This window comes from Winogradskyella sp. A2, assembly GCF_046762865.1.
Lineage (GTDB): Bacteria > Bacteroidota > Bacteroidia > Flavobacteriales > Flavobacteriaceae > Winogradskyella.
Genome location: NZ_JBKQXM010000002.1, coordinates 570,908 through 587,661, shown reverse-complemented (window position 1 = coordinate 587,661; position 16,754 = coordinate 570,908). Strand labels below are relative to the sequence as shown.

The 16,754-nt window shown below is 34.2% G+C and carries 15 protein-coding genes; 4 read left to right on the top strand and 11 right to left on the bottom strand.

What is annotated here, in order from left to right; translation table 11 throughout:
- Positions 1-22 precede the first annotated feature (22 nt).
- Positions 23-1,309 (bottom strand): c-type cytochrome, encoded by a 1,287-nt coding sequence (locus ACFWV9_RS05760; protein ID WP_411894282.1) that lies wholly within the window; start codon positions 1,307-1,309, stop codon positions 23-25.
- A gap of 210 nt (positions 1,310-1,519) precedes the next feature.
- Between ACFWV9_RS05760 and ACFWV9_RS05755 the strand changes: the two genes are divergently transcribed.
- Complete coding sequence (locus ACFWV9_RS05755; RefSeq protein ID WP_411894281.1) at positions 1,520-1,900, top strand: SPOR domain-containing protein; 381 nt, start codon at positions 1,520-1,522, stop codon at positions 1,898-1,900.
- Positions 1,901-1,953: 53 nt separating this feature from the next.
- On the opposite strand, the gene infB is transcribed toward ACFWV9_RS05755, so the two are convergent.
- From infB to rimP, 3 genes are all read right to left on the bottom strand, one after another.
- Positions 1,954-4,635 carry a translation initiation factor IF-2 gene (infB, locus tag ACFWV9_RS05750; protein WP_411894280.1) on the bottom strand — a complete coding sequence of 894 codons (2,682 nt, stop codon included), beginning with the start codon at positions 4,633-4,635 and terminating at the stop codon, positions 1,954-1,956.
- A 71-nt stretch (positions 4,636-4,706) separates the two neighbouring features.
- Positions 4,707-5,939: a transcription termination factor NusA gene (gene nusA / locus ACFWV9_RS05745; protein ID WP_411894279.1), complete on the bottom strand. Its 1,233-nt coding sequence runs from the start codon at positions 5,937-5,939 to the stop codon at positions 4,707-4,709.
- A gap of 11 nt (positions 5,940-5,950) precedes the next feature.
- Positions 5,951-6,415, bottom strand: coding sequence for a ribosome assembly cofactor RimP (gene rimP, locus ACFWV9_RS05740; RefSeq protein ID WP_411894278.1), 465 nt, complete (start codon positions 6,413-6,415; stop codon positions 5,951-5,953).
- Positions 6,416-6,564: 149 nt separating this feature from the next.
- Between rimP and ACFWV9_RS05735 the strand changes: the two genes are divergently transcribed.
- Both ACFWV9_RS05735 and ACFWV9_RS05730 read left to right on the top strand, forming a co-directional pair.
- Positions 6,565-7,389, top strand: coding sequence for a universal stress protein (locus ACFWV9_RS05735; protein ID WP_411894277.1), 825 nt, complete (start codon positions 6,565-6,567; stop codon positions 7,387-7,389).
- A 223-nt stretch (positions 7,390-7,612) separates the two neighbouring features.
- Positions 7,613-9,007, top strand: coding sequence for a hypothetical protein (locus ACFWV9_RS05730; protein WP_411894276.1), 1,395 nt, complete (start codon positions 7,613-7,615; stop codon positions 9,005-9,007).
- A gap of 32 nt (positions 9,008-9,039) precedes the next feature.
- On the opposite strand, the gene ACFWV9_RS05725 is transcribed toward ACFWV9_RS05730, so the two are convergent.
- Positions 9,040-9,282 carry a hypothetical protein gene (locus tag ACFWV9_RS05725; RefSeq protein WP_411894275.1) on the bottom strand — a complete coding sequence of 81 codons (243 nt, stop codon included), beginning with the start codon at positions 9,280-9,282 and terminating at the stop codon, positions 9,040-9,042.
- 19 nt (positions 9,283-9,301) lie between these two features.
- A complete protein-coding gene (locus tag ACFWV9_RS05720; RefSeq protein WP_411894274.1) occupies positions 9,302-9,928 on the bottom strand; it encodes a recombinase family protein in 627 nt (208 codons plus the stop codon).
- Between the two features lie 97 nt (positions 9,929-10,025).
- On the opposite strand from ACFWV9_RS05720, the gene ACFWV9_RS05715 reads away from it, so the two are divergent.
- Entirely contained in the window at positions 10,026-10,661 is a 636-nt protein-coding gene (locus tag ACFWV9_RS05715) for an SHOCT domain-containing protein (protein ID WP_411894273.1), read from the top strand.
- Positions 10,662-10,820: 159 nt separating this feature from the next.
- On the opposite strand, the gene ACFWV9_RS05710 is transcribed toward ACFWV9_RS05715, so the two are convergent.
- The 5 genes from ACFWV9_RS05710 to ACFWV9_RS05690 all read right to left on the bottom strand — a co-directional run bounded on the left by ACFWV9_RS05710 (position 10,821) and on the right by ACFWV9_RS05690 (position 16,713).
- On the bottom strand, positions 10,821-12,317 hold the full coding sequence (locus tag ACFWV9_RS05710; RefSeq protein ID WP_411894272.1) for a hypothetical protein: 1,497 nt from the start codon (positions 12,315-12,317) through the stop codon (positions 10,821-10,823).
- A gap of 77 nt (positions 12,318-12,394) precedes the next feature.
- Entirely contained in the window at positions 12,395-15,544 is a 3,150-nt protein-coding gene (locus tag ACFWV9_RS05705; RefSeq protein WP_411894271.1) for a type ISP restriction/modification enzyme, read from the bottom strand.
- 43 nt (positions 15,545-15,587) lie between these two features.
- On the bottom strand, positions 15,588-15,758 hold the full coding sequence (locus ACFWV9_RS05700; protein ID WP_411894270.1) for a hypothetical protein: 171 nt from the start codon (positions 15,756-15,758) through the stop codon (positions 15,588-15,590).
- A 186-nt stretch (positions 15,759-15,944) separates the two neighbouring features.
- A complete protein-coding gene (locus ACFWV9_RS05695; RefSeq protein WP_411894269.1) occupies positions 15,945-16,208 on the bottom strand; it encodes a hypothetical protein in 264 nt (87 codons plus the stop codon).
- Positions 16,195-16,713 carry a hypothetical protein gene (locus tag ACFWV9_RS05690; RefSeq protein ID WP_411894268.1) on the bottom strand — a complete coding sequence of 173 codons (519 nt, stop codon included), beginning with the start codon at positions 16,711-16,713 and terminating at the stop codon, positions 16,195-16,197. Before ACFWV9_RS05690 ends, ACFWV9_RS05695 begins: the two co-directional genes overlap by 14 nt.
- Positions 16,714-16,754 lie beyond the last annotated feature (41 nt).

Below are 16,754 nucleotides of genomic sequence, written 5' to 3'. Positions count from 1 at the left end.
ATTACTTCTTAATTTCTTTCTTTTAATAGTGACATTTACCACATTCTAAACCTCCCATTTGCGCTGCAGTTAATTGCTCAACACCATATTTCTTTGAAAGTTGCTCGTGTATCTTAGTGTAATATCCGTTATCCTTAACCTTCACATTTGTTTCTCTGTGACAATTAATACACCATCCCATTGTTAATGGTGAGTGTTGGTACATAATTTCCATTTCCTCAACAGGTCCATGACATGTTTGACACTCAATACCAGCTACTGAGACATGCTGTGAGTGATTGAAATAAGCGAAGTCAGGCAGGTTATGAATACGAATCCATTTAACAGGCTGTGTTTCGCCAGTGTAAGCTACACCATCCCATCCTACTGCTTCATATAATTTCTGAATTTCAGCATTGTAATCAACACCAAATTCTTTAATTCCTTCTTGCTGAGTCTCGGCCGCTACCTCACCAATCGCTTTATGACAATTCATGCAAATATTTAACGAAGGTATTCCTGAGTGCTTACTTACTCTTGCAGATGAATGACAATACTTACAATCGATACCATTATCTCCAGCATGTATTCTGTGTGAGTAATGAATTGGTTGCACAGGCTCGTAACCTTGATCTATACCAACTTGCATAAAGTAACCATAAACAAAATATCCACTTGCCAATAAGAAGAAGATAGCAGTTACTAATACCAAGAATTGATTTTGAATAAATGCTTGCCAAATTGGTGTACGTTTTTCTTCAATAACAGTATCTATACCTTTTGCTTCAGCAAAACGGTTTAATGTGCGTTTCACTAAAATAAGTGCTAGTGCCAATAAGGCAAATAAAACTGCTAATGCGCCTAAAATAAGATCGTTTGATATACCTGGCTCTTGTACCACTGATTCAGTTCCAGCATCAACTGCCACGGGAGCTGGAGGTGGGGCCGCTGTATAAGCTAAGATATCTGTAATATCTTGATCACTTAATTGTGGAAATGCATTCATCGCCACTTGATTCCACTCATTATAAATCTTGTTAGCATAAGCATCACCAGACTTAATTAAAGCCGAACTATTGCGTATCCATTGGTTGATCCATTCTCTGTCCAAACCCTCTTCTTCAATCAATCGTTGCTCAACATTTGCTAAGGCAGGACCGGTCATTGGTTTGTTCAATTTATGACAAGCAGCACAATTGGCATTAAATAAAGATTTTCCTTTAGCTGGATCCCCTTCTTGGGCGCTTAATGAAGTTGAAACCGTAAGTAATATTATTAAACCAAGATTAAGGATCTTTGAGGTTAAATTACGGTAGATAACGTATTTCATATTTTAAGTTGAATTATCTTCTAAACTTTGGTATGGTTTTTTCTATAAATATGATAAAAATCATGTTTTAAAAAACTCTCGCAAAAGTAAGATATAAAGTCGATTTTAGAAATCTTAGATAACTGTTAATACATAATTTATAACTATTCTAAATAAGATTTTAAAACCAAATTCGTTCAATATTATACCTTTGCAATTAAATAAATAATTATGAGATTAAAAATCAATACAATAAGCACATTCTTCATTTTAGTTTTTGTTTCATTTGTTACCAATGCACAACAAGGTGAAGTTACAATAGATCAAGATGAGGATATCAAAAAATTGTTAGAATATAAAAAGGATATTAAAACCAACATGACCTATAAAATCCAGGTCTTTCAAAGTGTAGATCCCGATAGAGCCCAAAAGGAAAAATCTAACTTTCTAAATTCATATGGAGATTGGCCTGTAGACATACACTGGAATACACCAAATTATAAGGTATGGGTTGGCAATTTCTCAACGAGATTAGAAGCCGATAGGGCTTTGGTTAAGATTAAAAAGAAATATATGAATGCCATTATTTTTCAGCCTAAATCTGAAAAATAAGAAATAAAAAAGGCAATCGAATCGATTGCCTTTTTTGTTAAATTTATTAAGTATTATTTAAGTTTCTTTTTAACCTCAACTTCTTGAAATGCTTCAATAATATCTCCTTCTTTGATATCATTATAGTTTTTCACTTGCATACCACAATCATACCCTTTGGATACTTCTTTGGCATCATCTTTAAATCGTTTTAATGAAGCTAATTCTCCAGTAAATACGACGACACCATCTCTTATTAAGCGAATGCCCGAGTTTCTATAGATTTTACCATTTGTAACCATACAACCAGCAATAGTTCCAATTTTAGAAATCTTGAATGTTTCTCTTATTTCTGCAGTACCAGTAACCTCTTCTTTAACTTCTGGAGACAACATACCTTCCATGGCATCTTTAAGATCATTGATTGCATCATAAATAATAGAATATGTTCTGATATCAATCTCTTCCTTATCTGCAATCATCCGAGCATTACCTACTGGTCTTACATTAAATCCTACAATAACGGCATCTGATGCAGAAGCTAAAAGAACATCACTTTCAGTTATTGCACCTACTCCTTTATGTATAATATTTACTTGAATTTCTTCAGTTGATAATTTTTGGAATGAATCAGTTAATGCTTCTACAGAACCATCAACATCACCTTTAAGAATGATATTTAGCTCCTGGAAATCTCCTAGTGCAATACGTCTACCAATCTCATCTAAGGTAATATGGCGTTGTGTTCTTACGGATTGTTCGCGCTGTAATTGTGTACGCTTAGTTGCTATTTGTTTCGCTTCTCGCTCATCTTCAAATACATTAAACTTATCACCCGCCTGTGGTGCGCCATCTAATCCTAAAATTGATACTGGTGTTGAAGGACCTGCTTCCTTTACTTCATTACCACGTTCATCATGCATTGCCTTTACCTTACCACTGTTTTTACCAGCTAAAACGTAATCACCAACTTTTAATGTACCAGCTTGCACAAGAATTGTAGATACATAACCTCTACCTTTATCCAAATAAGCCTCTACAACTGTACCATTGGCTGGCTTATTAGGGTTTGCTTGTAACTCTAACAATTCAGCTTCTAATAACACCTTTTCTAGAAGTTCTTTGATCCCTGTACCTACTTTTGCTGAGATATCATGAGATTGTATTTTACCTCCCCAATCTTCAACAAGTAAATTCATATTTGCTAATCCTTCTTTAACCTTTTCTGGATTAGCGTCTGGCTTATCAATTTTATTTATAGCAAAAACAATCGGAACACCTGCAGCCTGAGCGTGGGAGATGGCTTCTTTTGTTTGTGGCATAATGGCATCATCTGCAGCTACCACAATAATTGCTATATCTGTTACTTGAGCGCCACGAGCACGCATAGCAGTAAACGCTTCGTGACCTGGTGTATCTAAGAATGCAATTTTTTGACCATTTGCTAACTCAACTCCATAAGCTCCTATATGCTGTGTAATTCCACCTGACTCTCCTGCAATCACATTCTCTTCACGAATGTAATCTAGTAAAGAGGTCTTACCATGATCAACGTGACCCATTACTGTAACAATAGGTGCACGTGGTTCTAAATCTTCAGGATTATCTTGAATTTCTTCAATCGCCTCTTCTATATCAGCTGTTACAAACTCAACCTCGTAACCAAACTCCTCAGCAACAATAGATAGTGTTTCAGCATCAAGCCTTTGGTTCATAGTCACCATCATACCAAGTGACATACATGCCGAAATTACTTCAGTAACGCCAACATCCATCATTGTTGCCACCTCACTTACGGTTACAAATTCAGTAACCTTAAGAATTTTACTTTCTGCAGCTTCTGCTTGTAATTCTTTTTCTGATTGTTCTCTATGTTGTTCCCTTTTCTCTCTTCTATATTTTGCACCTTTTCCTTTATTAGATTTTCCTTGAAGTTTTTCTAAGGTTTCTCTAATTTGTTTTTGTACATCTTCTTCACTAGGTTCTTCTTTAACCACTTTTGGCCTAGAACTTCCTCTTCCTTTCTGCCCACGTCTATTATCAAAGTTCGGTTTTCCACCATCTGCACCACCTTTGCTGATTCTACGTCTTTTACGCTTACTACTACTTTCTTTAGGTGCTGGTTTCTTTTCTTCTTTTTTCTTTTTAGGCTTATTAAATTGAGATAAATCAATTTTTTTTCCTGTAGAGGTAGGGCCAGATAATTTTTTATATTGTGTCTTTAATTTTTCTTCTGTCTGCTCTTCTGTAACCTTTTCTGCTTCCTCTTTCTTTACAGGTTTCTTTTCTTCAGTTTTTTCTGCTTTGACAGTTTTAGTTTTAGCAGGCTCTTCTTTCTTCTTAGGTTTTTCAGCAACAGGTTTTGCTTCAACTTTAGGTTTTTCTGATTCCTTTTTATCAGCTGGTTTATCTAGATCTATTTTACCAACTTTTTTAGGACCGCTTAAATCTACTTTAGCCTTAACCACAGGTTCTTTTACAGTCTCTTCATGCTTCTGCTTCTCTTCAATCTCACGTTCACGTTGTTCACGAAGTTTTTCCTTTTCCTTAAGTTTTGCTTCACTTACTTCTTGGGCTTTTTCGCGTTTAGTTGCATCCGTCTGGAATTCATCTGACAGCGTATCATAAACCTCTTGTGAAATTTTTGTATTAGGGCTTTTCTCTATCTCAATACCCTTAGATTCTAAATAATCAACAGCACGATCTAGCGAGATGTTTAATTCCCTTAATACTTTATTTATTCTTATTTGAGCCATAAATTGCCTGTAATATAACTTAAAATTGTTTTATAGCAATTCAACTAAAAAATGTTAGGGTTGAATTGGCATTAATCTTCAAATTCTTCTTTAAGAATTTTGATTACCTCTATAATAGTTTCTTCTTCTAAATCTGTTCGTTTAACTAAATCTTCAACATCTTGTTCTAAAATACTTTTTGCAGTATCTAATCCAGCTTTGCTAAACTCATCAATTATCCATCCATCTATCTCATCGCTAAACTCAGAAAGCTCAACATCTTCTTCTGCACCTTCTCTAAATACATCAATCTCGTACCCTGTCAATTGACCGGCTAATCTAATGTTATGACCACCTCTACCAATTGCTTTAGAAACCTCTTCTGGTTTAAGAAGAACTTCTGCTCGCATAGTTTCTTCATCTAGCTTCAATGACGTCACTCTTGCTGGGCTCAATGCTCTTGTAACAAACAACTGAATATTATTTGTATAATTAATAACATCGATATTTTCATTCCCTAATTCTCGTACAATACCATGGATTCTAGATCCTTTCATACCAACACATGCTCCAACTGGATCAATTCTGTCATCATAAGAATCAACAGCTACTTTGGCTTTTTCGCCTGGTATACGAACTACTTTTTTCACTGTAATTAAACCATCGAAAACCTCAGGAATTTCTTGCTCAAATAATTTTTCCAAGAAAACAGGAGATGTTCTAGACATTATTATTGCCGGTTTGCTTCCTTTTAACTCCACACTTTCAATAATCCCTCTTACATTCTCTCCCTTTCTGAAAAAGTCAGAAGGTATTTGCCTATCCTTTGGTAGTATAATTTCATTACCATCATCATCTAATAAAATAATTGCTCTGTGACGGATATGATGAACTTCAGCAGTGTAAATTTCACCTTCTAGCTCCTTAAATTGCTTATAGATATTTGTATTGTCGTGTTCGTGAATCTTAGATATTAAGTTTTGTCTTAATGCCAAAATTGAGCGTCTACCCAAATCCACAAGTTTCACTTCTTCTGCAACATCTTCACCAACTTCAAAATCTGGTTCTATTTTCTGAGCCTCAGACAAAGCAATCTCTTGATTTGGTTCTTCTACGTCACCATCTGCAACTACTATTCGGTTTCTCCAGATTTCTAAATCGCCTTTATCAGGATTAATAATTATATCAAAGTTGTCATCATCACCATACTTTTTCTTTAAAGCATTACGTAAGACATCTTCTAGAATCGCCATAAGCGTCACTCTATCAATTAACTTATCATCCTTAAATTCTGAAAATGATTCTATTAACGCTACATTTTCCATAATTGAACTGATTAAAATTTTATTTTAACTTTTGCTTCTTTAATATTATCAAAAGCAATATTTGCTTCTTTTGTTACTGTTACTTTCCCTTTACCTACTGGCTTAGGTTCTCTTGTTTTCCATTTTAGTAAAACACTTTGATTATCCACTTTGGTCAATTCTCCAATAACTTCATCACCATCTAATGTTCTTACCTCTAAATTTCTACCAACATGCTTTTTATATTGTCGTGGCAGTACTAATAGTGAAGTTGCACCAGCAGATGTTACTTCTAATGAAAAATCTTGTTCTTCTCTGTCTAAGTTATGCTCAATTGCTCTGCTAACAAAAATGCAATCTTCTACAAGAACACCATTGTCGCCATCTAGAACAACTCTAATTGTGTTATCAGATAGTATTTCAAAATCAATTAGAAATAAATCTTTGCGCTCATTAAGTGCATTATCTAATAAATTTCTTACAGTTTCCTTAAACATTTCTTGATATAAAAAGAGAGGACTTTTCGTCCTCTCGCTTATTCATTTCTTTAACAACAGTGCAAATATACAATATTTATGGATTTTTCAAAGGTTATGTAAGTGGAATTATTTTCTTAAATTTATGAGGCTAACATAAATAAAGAACAATGAATAGAATACTAGTCCCAACAGATTTTTCTGAACAAGCCGACAATGCATTAAAGGTTGCTGCCATGCTCGCTAAATCTCATGATGCCGAAATTTACTTACTTCACATGATGGAGATACCAATGCAGCAATTAGACCCTATAAACGCTCAAAGTGATGTTCCTGAGGTTTTATTTTTCATGAAATTGGCACATAAAAAATTTAATGACCTATTGTCAAGTGATTTTTTAGAGGGGATAACAGTTCATGAAACGGTGAAAGCTGATTTAACATTCAATGAAATAAAAGAGGCCTGTAAAGAATTTAATATTGACATAATTATTATGGGCTCTCATGGTGCTACAGGAATCAAAGAAATGTTTGTTGGTTCTAATGCTGAAAAAGTGGTAAGAACATCTGAAGTACCAGTCCTTGTTATTAAAAATGAACACAAATCCTTTAAAATATCTGATTTTGTATTCGCTTCAGATTTTAAAAATGATAATAAAGAAACTTACCTGCAAGCTATAACTTTTGCTGAATCTATTAGTGCTAAAATACATTTGTTACTGGTTAATACAGCAAGTAATTTTTTAACAACAATAGAAGCGAATAACAGAATTAACGATTTTATTTCTGGGCAGACCTTTAAGAATTATACTTTAAATGTTTACAATGATGTAAGTGTAGAACAGGGTATATTGAATTTCTCTCGAGAAATTAATGCAGATTTAATTGGCATAAGTACCCATGGTAGGCAAGGTATCGCACATTTCTTTAATGGTAGTATAAGTGAAGACTTAGTAAATCATGCCAAAAGACCAGTGATTACTTTTAAGATATAAAACAAACATGTTGATAAAACAAAAAATCCTAATCTAGTCGATTAGGATTTTTTGTTGGCCTACTAGGGCTCGAACCTTAAGACCTCAACAAATCGTAACGCATCCCTAAAAGCCTTATATTTAAAGGGTTTATTGTTTTATCAATTTTTATAACACCTCAAATTAATTTGATAAACCTCAATTAATAGCATATTTTTACTACGTTATTTACTACGTAATTAATATGAAGCAACCCAAACATCATTTCTTTTTAGAGTCAAGAGCAAATAAATCTGGTAAGCGATTAATCTATTTAAATTTTAATTACGGATTCAAAGAGTACGACTTAGTTAATAAGAAAGATGATTATTTGACCCTTAAGATATCAACGCAATGGTCAATAGAAAAAGAATACTGGTTGGATAAACCAGAGTATCGAGCAAATAAATCTTATGTAGGTAAATATGGTAAAGACCTTAATAACTTCCTTGATAAAATTGAAAGAATCGTCTATAATCAGCTTTCGATTTTCAGAAACGAGCATGATGAAAATCCACACCCTAATATTCTGAAGCGATTGGTTTTTGAAAAACTGGGACGGATGGACAAACCTTCCTCTGACTACCTAATAACTGAATACATTGAGAACACCATAGCGAAAAGAAGTAAACTCCCTCCAAACTCAAAAAAATATTGGTCACAGAGAACTATTGTCCAGTATAGTAACTTGAAGGCGCATTTAAAACGATATGAGAAAAGCACAAACACACCACTTACTTTTTCAAACCTTAGTGAGATTCAATACTGGGATATTTTCGACAATATCAATAAGCACCATAAAGAAACACAAGGAAGTTTTCTAAAACACAATACCATAGCAAAAATCTGTAAACATTTAAGAACAATTTTAAGAGATGCATCAGGCAATGATATTGAAATTGGTTTCAAATGGGATAAAGGTGAATACAAAATCAATGAAGTAACTACCAAGAACAATACTGGTCTTGATGAAGAACAACTTCTTGAGATATTCCATACTGACACAAGACATTCCAGAGAATTCGACAACGCTCGTAATTATATTTTATTCTCTTCTCTTACAGCCTTGCGCCTAGGTGACATGGAACAACTTTATAATTGTAAGGTTGAAACATTTGAAGTTAATAACGAAAGGTTTGAAGGATTTAAAACTAAAATCAGAAAAGCACAAGACAATTCGACTGAGTTGTACGCAGTAATACCCCTGTCTAAACCACTACTAAAACTGATAGAAGAAAACAATGGTGAATTTCCCAAATTCCCTAGTAGACCTGTCATCAGAAGGCAGTTGAAGAAGTTTTTAAAATCTTTAGAATTTAATAATCTAGTTGAATATAAAGAACGGTATTATTCACAAACGGATTACGAAATTGAGACCCACCATCAATGGGAAGTCTTCACCGCACACTCATGCAGATACACCTTTATTACCAATATGAGCAAACTAGGAGTTCCAGAGAATGTAGTGAAAAACATAACACATCCAACTGTTAAAGCTCGAAGTATCTTAGCTGGTTATAATCTATCAACGCTAGAAGACAACGCATATACATTAATGACCCATCTTAAGAATAAAAGGTCAAAAATTTATGACTTTTAAAAAACATGATCGTGCGATGCACGACCATGTTTTTAATTCTTTAACCACTTAATGAAGTTAATTACGACTAATACCAGCACATTTAAGATTGAGAATATTAATGAAAAAATTAAACCAATAACACTCATAGAACCAGTAAAAGTAGCTTTGGGTCTGGTCGCACTTTTGAAAGCTCTTACCCAGTGTTCAGCTTCGAGGTCATACCTTGTTCTGGTCGTAACACTATTATCATTTGGTCTCCATAAAAACTCCTGTCTTTCTCTTTGTGAAGGCATTGTAGAATGATTTATAAGTTTAAGCAGCAGATAACACCAGCGTTCTTACCTTTTGCACAGTACCACTGCTCTTACCTGTAAGTTTCATGATATTCCGTACCGATTGATTCTGTTTTACATACTTTACAATATCTGAGTGGTCGGACAATAGTTGTTTTTTGGTCTTAATGGTACCTTTGGTTCTACCAAGTTTACCACCTTCTCTAATATATTTAGCCCTACCACTATCCAGCCTTGATTTAATCAATCTTAACTCCGCTTGTGCAAATGTGGATGCAATGCTTAGCATGGTCTGGACCATGCCGTTGATTTCGCCATTATCAAGAAGCGTATGGAGCTTGTAATTATCGATTATGATATTAATGCGGTGCTTATTACAATCCTCCAAAAAAAGAGCGAACGAACTAATTTTACGACTAATCCTAGAAGTCTCTGAAGCAATTATATGCTTAATCCCATGTTCAATAGCATAGTCTAATATTTCACGGTTCACTTCGTCATTTTTGGTGCCAGATTTGTAATAACTAAACTCCTTCTCTATTTGGTAGATACCACCATAGTTTGAGTATAATTCTTCACTCTGGCGATTTATGTCTTGCTTACTTTCGTTGGTAGAACATCTGCTAATAATAATTGCTTTTTCCATAATACAAATATAGTTTTTTTCTATATTATTTCAAATTTTGATTGATTTTTTCTATTATTATAATTTTTATACATTTGATATAATAAATTCTAATAAAATGGAAAAACGAGAGTTTGACTATTGTATAGTAAACAATGATGAGAATAGATTATTGATTGAATATTACGATAATAAGGGTAGTCAATCAATTCAAAGAAATGATATAGGAGAAATAAGTAGCTTTTACAATGTTTACTTGAAAAGACAACCACTCCAATATGGTCTGAGAGCCTTAGGATTAGGGTTTGCAATAATTATAATTGGTTTAATAATTGCAGCTGCAGTCGGTGGCTTTGGTATTTTTATTACATGGATAGGTATTATATTGGCCATCGTAACTATTCTTAGTTTGCTAATTGAAGCCTACGTTGACCCCTTATTAGGTACAAATTACGGATTGAAAATGTGCAATTCGATTTTCGGTATAGAAAGTTATAAAATGACCGTTAAACACGAAAATGGAAATGAGGCCATTCATCTATATGTTTCTCCCGATGAAAAGGAAGAATTTCTTAAGTATATCAATTCTCTAAAAAAAGAATCTGTAATGAATAAATTGGCAGATAAAAATAATGAATCAAATAGAGATGGTAATGACATGGAAGATATAGAAAAGCTTGCTGAATTACACAAAAAAGGAATTATAACGGACAAAGAATTTGCAGCAAAGAAGAAGCAAATTTTAGGTATCTAAAGTGTCATAATAAATCAAAGAATTAAATCACTACATCAAAGTGTATCAATTATGACAAAACATAAATTTAAAATGATACAGTTTTAGTTTTGATACAGTTTTGTCAATTATTGGACAGGCATTTTCAAAATATACCCTGATTTAAATGGCATTCAAAATTTAAAATGCTCTAACAGCTCTAACTCTTTGATAATCCCCTTTAGAACTAGAATAACTCTGAACTCCATTATTATAGTATACTATCTGCCCATGAAATTTGTCAGACTCGTTTGAGGTCCAATATGCAATATTTGTATAGGTATATATACCCAAATTTTTAGCTTCAACTAAGGCCGAGCCGCCATTTGCGATACAGGCTCGATTAATTATCTCTCTTTGTTTGAAAATTAAAACAAGTTCCTCAAAATTAGGCAAAAACCAATCGTTATAACCCCCTCCTCTGTATGAATTTGCAAGACCTGCGGCAATTCGTCTTGACTTACCAAAGTTAGTTAGGATTGTTTTTGTATTATTCATACCTCCACCAATATTTGAACTGTAAGAACCAATGCGCTTACTTTTACTGTTTAAAGTAGTGCCATATGGTGCCCATGAGACTTTATGACTACTGGTGTTATCAGTAATTGCACATACCAAGCCATGGGAGTTGTCATTTGGGTCCAACCAAAATACTATACCACCTTCGTGAAAGTCTCCAATTTTTGGATTCTTAACTGTTGCCCTTGTTGAAAAACCTCTAATAGTTTCAAAGGATGAATTATCATTTTCAATCTCAAAGTCTATTCTTCCCATTCCACTATACATGCCTGAATCAAATAAAAGTTCTACGGAATGAGTACGAGATGTATTATTTTCTTTTTTATATTTTCTTGTTATCCTAATAGATTCAACCGATTCGTAACTATTTCTGTAATTAATAATATCTATATTTTGGTTATCTCTATTCGGATTGAATTTTTCTAAGAGAGTAAATGAAATGGGAGAACTCTGAACATATTCATTGACGTAAAGTACTTCATTTTCTGTTATATAAATATCCCAAGCACCTTTCGTAATTCCAAAGCCATGAAACTTGACAATAGAAGGGTCCTCTTTTATTTTTTGATACAACTCTTTTGCTTCGGTAGATAAAACTTTCTTTGGTTTTTTTGACTCCTTTCTTAAATGTTCCCTTGTTTGAGAACCAAACATCCATCCCTTTTGACCATTATGTTCAATTTTATACCAGTAACTAGCGTCACCTCTAATTGTTTCAAAGCAACAGCTGTCCAGTACTTTTACTTTTGGATTATCATTAATTTTCATAATAACATCCCCTGAACGAGCTTTATTTCGTACCCAGATATCAATACCGTTAACCTGAAGAAATTTTGGATTGGATTCCTTCTCTTCAGTTTTGGTCACGACTATTGAATTTGTGTTATTTTCTTTTTCGGAATTTGAATTATTTGGCATTAGCCACCAACCTAATGGAATTAACAGTAATAAAAATAGATAAGCCCATTTTGGAATTGAAATTCCTTTATGCTTGCAATTAACACATATACCTTTATTTTCTCTGTTAATATAATCTGATATTTCTTCACCACACTTAATACATTTCTTATTGCTATCATAAGTATTTTCTTTGGTCGTATTTTGTTCTGGTGCTTTCACAGTATTATTTGCTTTTCATAGTTAAATATAGTTAAAAAAAGCAAATGATCCAGCAAAGCTGGACCATTTGCTTGTCACTATTTGCTATCTAAAAAATCAACCTCATCAATTTCTTTCATTAGTCTATCGGTCTCAGTTAACGCTACAATCATTTTCTGATAGTGTAGTATATCTTCAAAGTTCAGTTCACGCCCTCTGCGGTCTTTGAGCCATTTCTGGGCTGGTTGATAGCCACCAATATAAAACTCCCACGCTACCAGTGGTACACTATCAAAATATTGCTGGTCATTAATCCAGACTCGACCTTTAGCTGAGGTTTTTGCTTCGTAACCAATATTTGACTTTGTCAACTTACGAGTTACTATGTTGTCTCCATCAATAGGGTATTGCGTGATATAGTTTTCCACCACGGGATGCTCTAGAAGATGAACTTGGCGCAATTCACCACCGAGCTTAACTAGTTTCCAAAATTCCACGTGATCCGCTGGAAGCGGAACACGTGGAAAATCTATTTTTAGAAACTCTTTGTATGTTTCTCTATAGTTTGGAGAATGTAATATTGCATATATGTAGTCAAGTATGTCTATCGGACTAAAAGTGTGAGAAGTATTCTGCTTTTCGTTTGTAAATTCAAGCCCTAATGATTCTTCAATATCTGTAACTGTCTTTTGCTCAAAATTTGGATTTCTAGGACCTGTTTCTGGATAAATATATAATGGACTAATAAAATAATTACCACACACCAAAGAACCTTTTTCAGTCATTTTATCAGTTAACAAAACAACATACTTTTCGGATTCGTAATTCAATCTTAAATGAATCAATCCAAGGTTTTCCTTATCAATAAAATTTGGTGTTATTTCATTTCTAGGGTAAGCCAAAAAACCTTTCGTATTTCCAGTATAAAATGTATATCTAAAATCAAAGGGCCTGTAATGGATATTTAATAATTCAGGTCTATTTCTCTCCAAATCTTTTTTAGCTAGAGCCAATTTCCAATCACGACCATCCTTCCTTTCTTTATTGTCTATTCTAAACTGTTCCGTTTCCTTTGATTTGAGTTCATCTGTTATAGAAAATAGTTCCTTTTCATTATAGTGAATTGTCAAACTATCTCTTTCTGTTTTAATTCCACTTGAACCGTGAACAAATAAATCATTAGTCGAAAAACCTTCATTGTACTTTTCCCTAACTTCATAATTCTTTGGTATGAAGAAATAATTAGGCTCATTATTTTCTAACTTATTCCATTTAATTGTTTTGACGCTATTTTCGGATAAGATTTTATATTTATAATCACGCAATCCATATACATCAGCGTGGTAAATTTCACATCCGTCTGTGGTATTGTCATTCTTCAGCATTATATTTATTGAGACACCTTGTTGGATATCAAAAACATTTTGGTCTCTACCACCATCAGGTACTATTTCATGTTTTTTACTGCTACCATGTAGGTCTAAAACATAAATCTTATCAAAACTTCTCATCAATGAATTTCTCATCTGTCTATGAATTATCCCATCAATGAAACTGTTATTTGATATATAGGCTAATATCCCCGTATTATTTCTATCAATAAAGTGTTGGCCAAATCTTATAAACTTGATATAATCATCCGATAGTGGATTAATATTCCGTTCATTTAAGTTTCTTTTGTAATCCATCAATAACCCCTTAATCCAGTCACTTTTGTTGGAACTACTTACACTATAAGGTGGGTTACCCAAAACTACCATTACAGGAGTATCTCTTTTTATTGCATTTGCTTGGTCGGCTTCATCACTTAACCAACTACTAAATAAGGTGCCTGTATCAGGGTGGGCTTCTTCAAGTGAGTTTGTAAGATAAATTTTCAACCTTTGGTCTTCTGAAAGTTCAACACCTGTTTCAGTTAAAAGCATATCCATTTTCAGATGTGCCATAGCATAACTAGCCATGAGCAATTCAAAGCCATTAAGGCGTGGTATAAGGTCTTTTTTGACATAATTAGACCAGATACCTTGCTGACCTTTAAATTTCTTGTAAATCTGCTTTACCACCTCAGCAAGGAAGGTACCTGTACCTGTGGCTGGGTCGAGAATTTGCACCCGATGCACTTCCTTTTCATAGTCACGCACCCCTGACTTGTAACGCCCGTCATGAGTTGGTACCTTCACTTTAATTTTAGTCTTACTTGTATCTGCGAGACCTTGAGATAAGCCAAATTCAGTCTTCAAGATTTCGTCAACGCTACGTACTATGAAATTAACCACTGGTTCTGGGGTGTACCAAACGCCACGTGCCTTTCTTAACGCTGGACTATATTCACCTAAGAACGTTTCATAAAAATGTACCACAGGGTCTTCCTGTTTAGTGGACTTACCAAAATTCTTCATTATTTCGGCTACATCACTAGCCAAAAATATACTCACGAGTTCATCTACTATCCAGACCAATCTATCATCTAAATCATAACCAGCTATATCTTGGAATAGCTTCCTTAAAAACGGATTGCTCTTTGGTATTAACTGTGCCGCCTCGGTTCTAGAGAAATCCTCAAGTGTAGGGTCATGGTATCGTGCGGCAAACATTCCATATGCAATAGTCTGAGCATATATATCTGAGAATGCTTTGTTATCTATATCGTGAATCAACATTTGCTGGAACGAAAGCATCTGAGACTTAATGTTCGACCGTTGATTCAATTCATCATCATTGTTCAATGACCTTTCAATAACATCTGCCATAAGACGAGCCTTACCAGCCATCATTTGGGCCAGTCTGGTGGGTGATTTTATTGATTGTGATATTGTGGTGGCAAAATCATTAACTAGCTCAGTGAATGTCTTAAAATTTTCTGTTAGAGGTTTGATTTCACCATCTTCAACTTGAGCGATGCTGAGCTGCGTACGCAGTTCAGCATCGTTGTAGAATTGGAACTCTAAATAATCTGTTATAATAAGGTTTGATAAACCCGATTTATAGCGGTCGAACTGTTCCTTAAGTGTTTTGCTCTTTAAGTCAACACCGATATCTTTTGCTTCTATGTACCCAATTGGTACCCCTTTTTTTGTCAAACTATAATCTGGTGCACCACAGGCTACTCTTGCTGGTTCATTAGTAACCAATACATCAGGCAGCATACTTGATAAAAGATTCTGAAGGTCGCCACGATAAGAATGTTCACGGGCGTTACCAGTTTTGTAAAGTGTATTAAGGTTGCTGATGTATTCGTTTATGGTCATAAATTTGAGTCAGTGTTTTCCTCAAATTTAGATAATAAAAAACTCAATCCCTATTGGTTAACTTCTTTATTTTTTCGTGAGTGCTGTCCATATCCAATCTCATCTTAAGCACCTTAAGGTCTTGGTGAAGTTCATTCTTTTTATTCTGGTCTTGCTCAATATTTAATAGCTCTTGCGTATGCGCTATCTTGGCTCTTATTTCGTCTGCGTTCATTATTTTAAATTTTAAAGACAGGTCCGAGTGCTAAGACTCAAACCTGTTATTATATAACTGTTTAGGGGCTTTTCTGTTTTTACCGAAAGAATAAATACTTGGCGTAACGGCTTCCAAAATGCCAAATTTCTCTTAAAAAAAATTTTAAGCATCAGTCGGAATGTACCCCCCTTTGCAAATTATAATTTAGTTATGTAAGGGAGTTTCGCTGGGCGGTGTTAGTGGCAAGGGGACCTTTCTACTTTGGTAATACATTTGTCTTAGGCTATTAGCCTTAATGTGAATGTCAAATTCTTCAATTATAATCTCTTTACCACGCTCTAGTGCGCCTAGTTTACCATAGTAACTTAACTTATAAAATGTTTCTCTATCCAAGAAATCAAAATTATACTTATATAACTCGTAATGCCTCATTAGGTTATAGCCCATTTCAATTTTAAATGTCTTCATCTTTTCTTAATTTATTTATTTGACTGCCGTCCTTTGTTATATATTGCTTCCAACCTTCCAAGTCAAATATCTTTGACTCGTAATAGCTTAAGTTGGCGAATAAAAGTTCCAATGTCTGGTACAATGTTCTCTTTCTACTGGTTCTAATGTAACTATGTACATGGGGCTGGCCATTAGCCTTTCGCAATTCTATGGTATAATTGATTTCAAGATTAGGGTCATCTATCCTGTCTAGAACATTCTTAAGTATAAGTTCAATGTCCTCTGGTGAATAGCCTTTGTATGTCTTGAAGCTGAGAGCGAAATAAACCTCCTTGGCCTTGCGCTTTCTTTTAAATTTTGGCATCAGTAGATGATGAACCTCCCACTGGTCAAGTTTATTCTTGCGAACAAGACTGTCATTCTTGGTTTCTGCAAGTTCTCTTATTATTCTCCTGACATTTCTTGATGTCATACCGTTTTTCTTTCCTATTTCAGCAACGGTTAAGTATTCTTTGTTTCCCATATCTGTTGTTTTTAGGGCGTACCAAACGTTTTAGGAAGTAG

What these genes read in the sequence shown, in the direction of transcription:
- ACFWV9_RS05760 (WP_411894282.1), bottom strand. Translation starts at nt 1,309, where the DNA reads ATGAAATACGTTATCTACCGTAATTTAACCTCAAAGATCCTTAATCTT.
- ACFWV9_RS05755 (WP_411894281.1), top strand. Translation starts at nt 1,520, where the DNA reads ATGAGATTAAAAATCAATACAATAAGCACATTCTTCATTTTAGTTTTT.
- infB (WP_411894280.1), bottom strand. Translation starts at nt 4,635, where the DNA reads ATGGCTCAAATAAGAATAAATAAAGTATTAAGGGAATTAAACATCTCG.
- nusA (WP_411894279.1), bottom strand. Translation starts at nt 5,939, where the DNA reads ATGGAAAATGTAGCGTTAATAGAATCATTTTCAGAATTTAAGGATGAT.
- rimP (WP_411894278.1), bottom strand. Translation starts at nt 6,415, where the DNA reads ATGTTTAAGGAAACTGTAAGAAATTTATTAGATAATGCACTTAATGAG.
- ACFWV9_RS05735 (WP_411894277.1), top strand. Translation starts at nt 6,565, where the DNA reads ATGAATAGAATACTAGTCCCAACAGATTTTTCTGAACAAGCCGACAAT.
- ACFWV9_RS05730 (WP_411894276.1), top strand. Translation starts at nt 7,613, where the DNA reads ATGAAGCAACCCAAACATCATTTCTTTTTAGAGTCAAGAGCAAATAAA.
- ACFWV9_RS05725 (WP_411894275.1), bottom strand. Translation starts at nt 9,282, where the DNA reads ATGCCTTCACAAAGAGAAAGACAGGAGTTTTTATGGAGACCAAATGAT.
- ACFWV9_RS05720 (WP_411894274.1), bottom strand. Translation starts at nt 9,928, where the DNA reads ATGGAAAAAGCAATTATTATTAGCAGATGTTCTACCAACGAAAGTAAG.
- ACFWV9_RS05715 (WP_411894273.1), top strand. Translation starts at nt 10,026, where the DNA reads ATGGAAAAACGAGAGTTTGACTATTGTATAGTAAACAATGATGAGAAT.
- ACFWV9_RS05705 (WP_411894271.1), bottom strand. Translation starts at nt 15,544, where the DNA reads ATGACCATAAACGAATACATCAGCAACCTTAATACACTTTACAAAACT.
- ACFWV9_RS05700 (WP_411894270.1), bottom strand. Translation starts at nt 15,758, where the DNA reads ATGAACGCAGACGAAATAAGAGCCAAGATAGCGCATACGCAAGAGCTA.
- ACFWV9_RS05695 (WP_411894269.1), bottom strand. Translation starts at nt 16,208, where the DNA reads ATGAAGACATTTAAAATTGAAATGGGCTATAACCTAATGAGGCATTAC.
- ACFWV9_RS05690 (WP_411894268.1), bottom strand. Translation starts at nt 16,713, where the DNA reads ATGGGAAACAAAGAATACTTAACCGTTGCTGAAATAGGAAAGAAAAAC.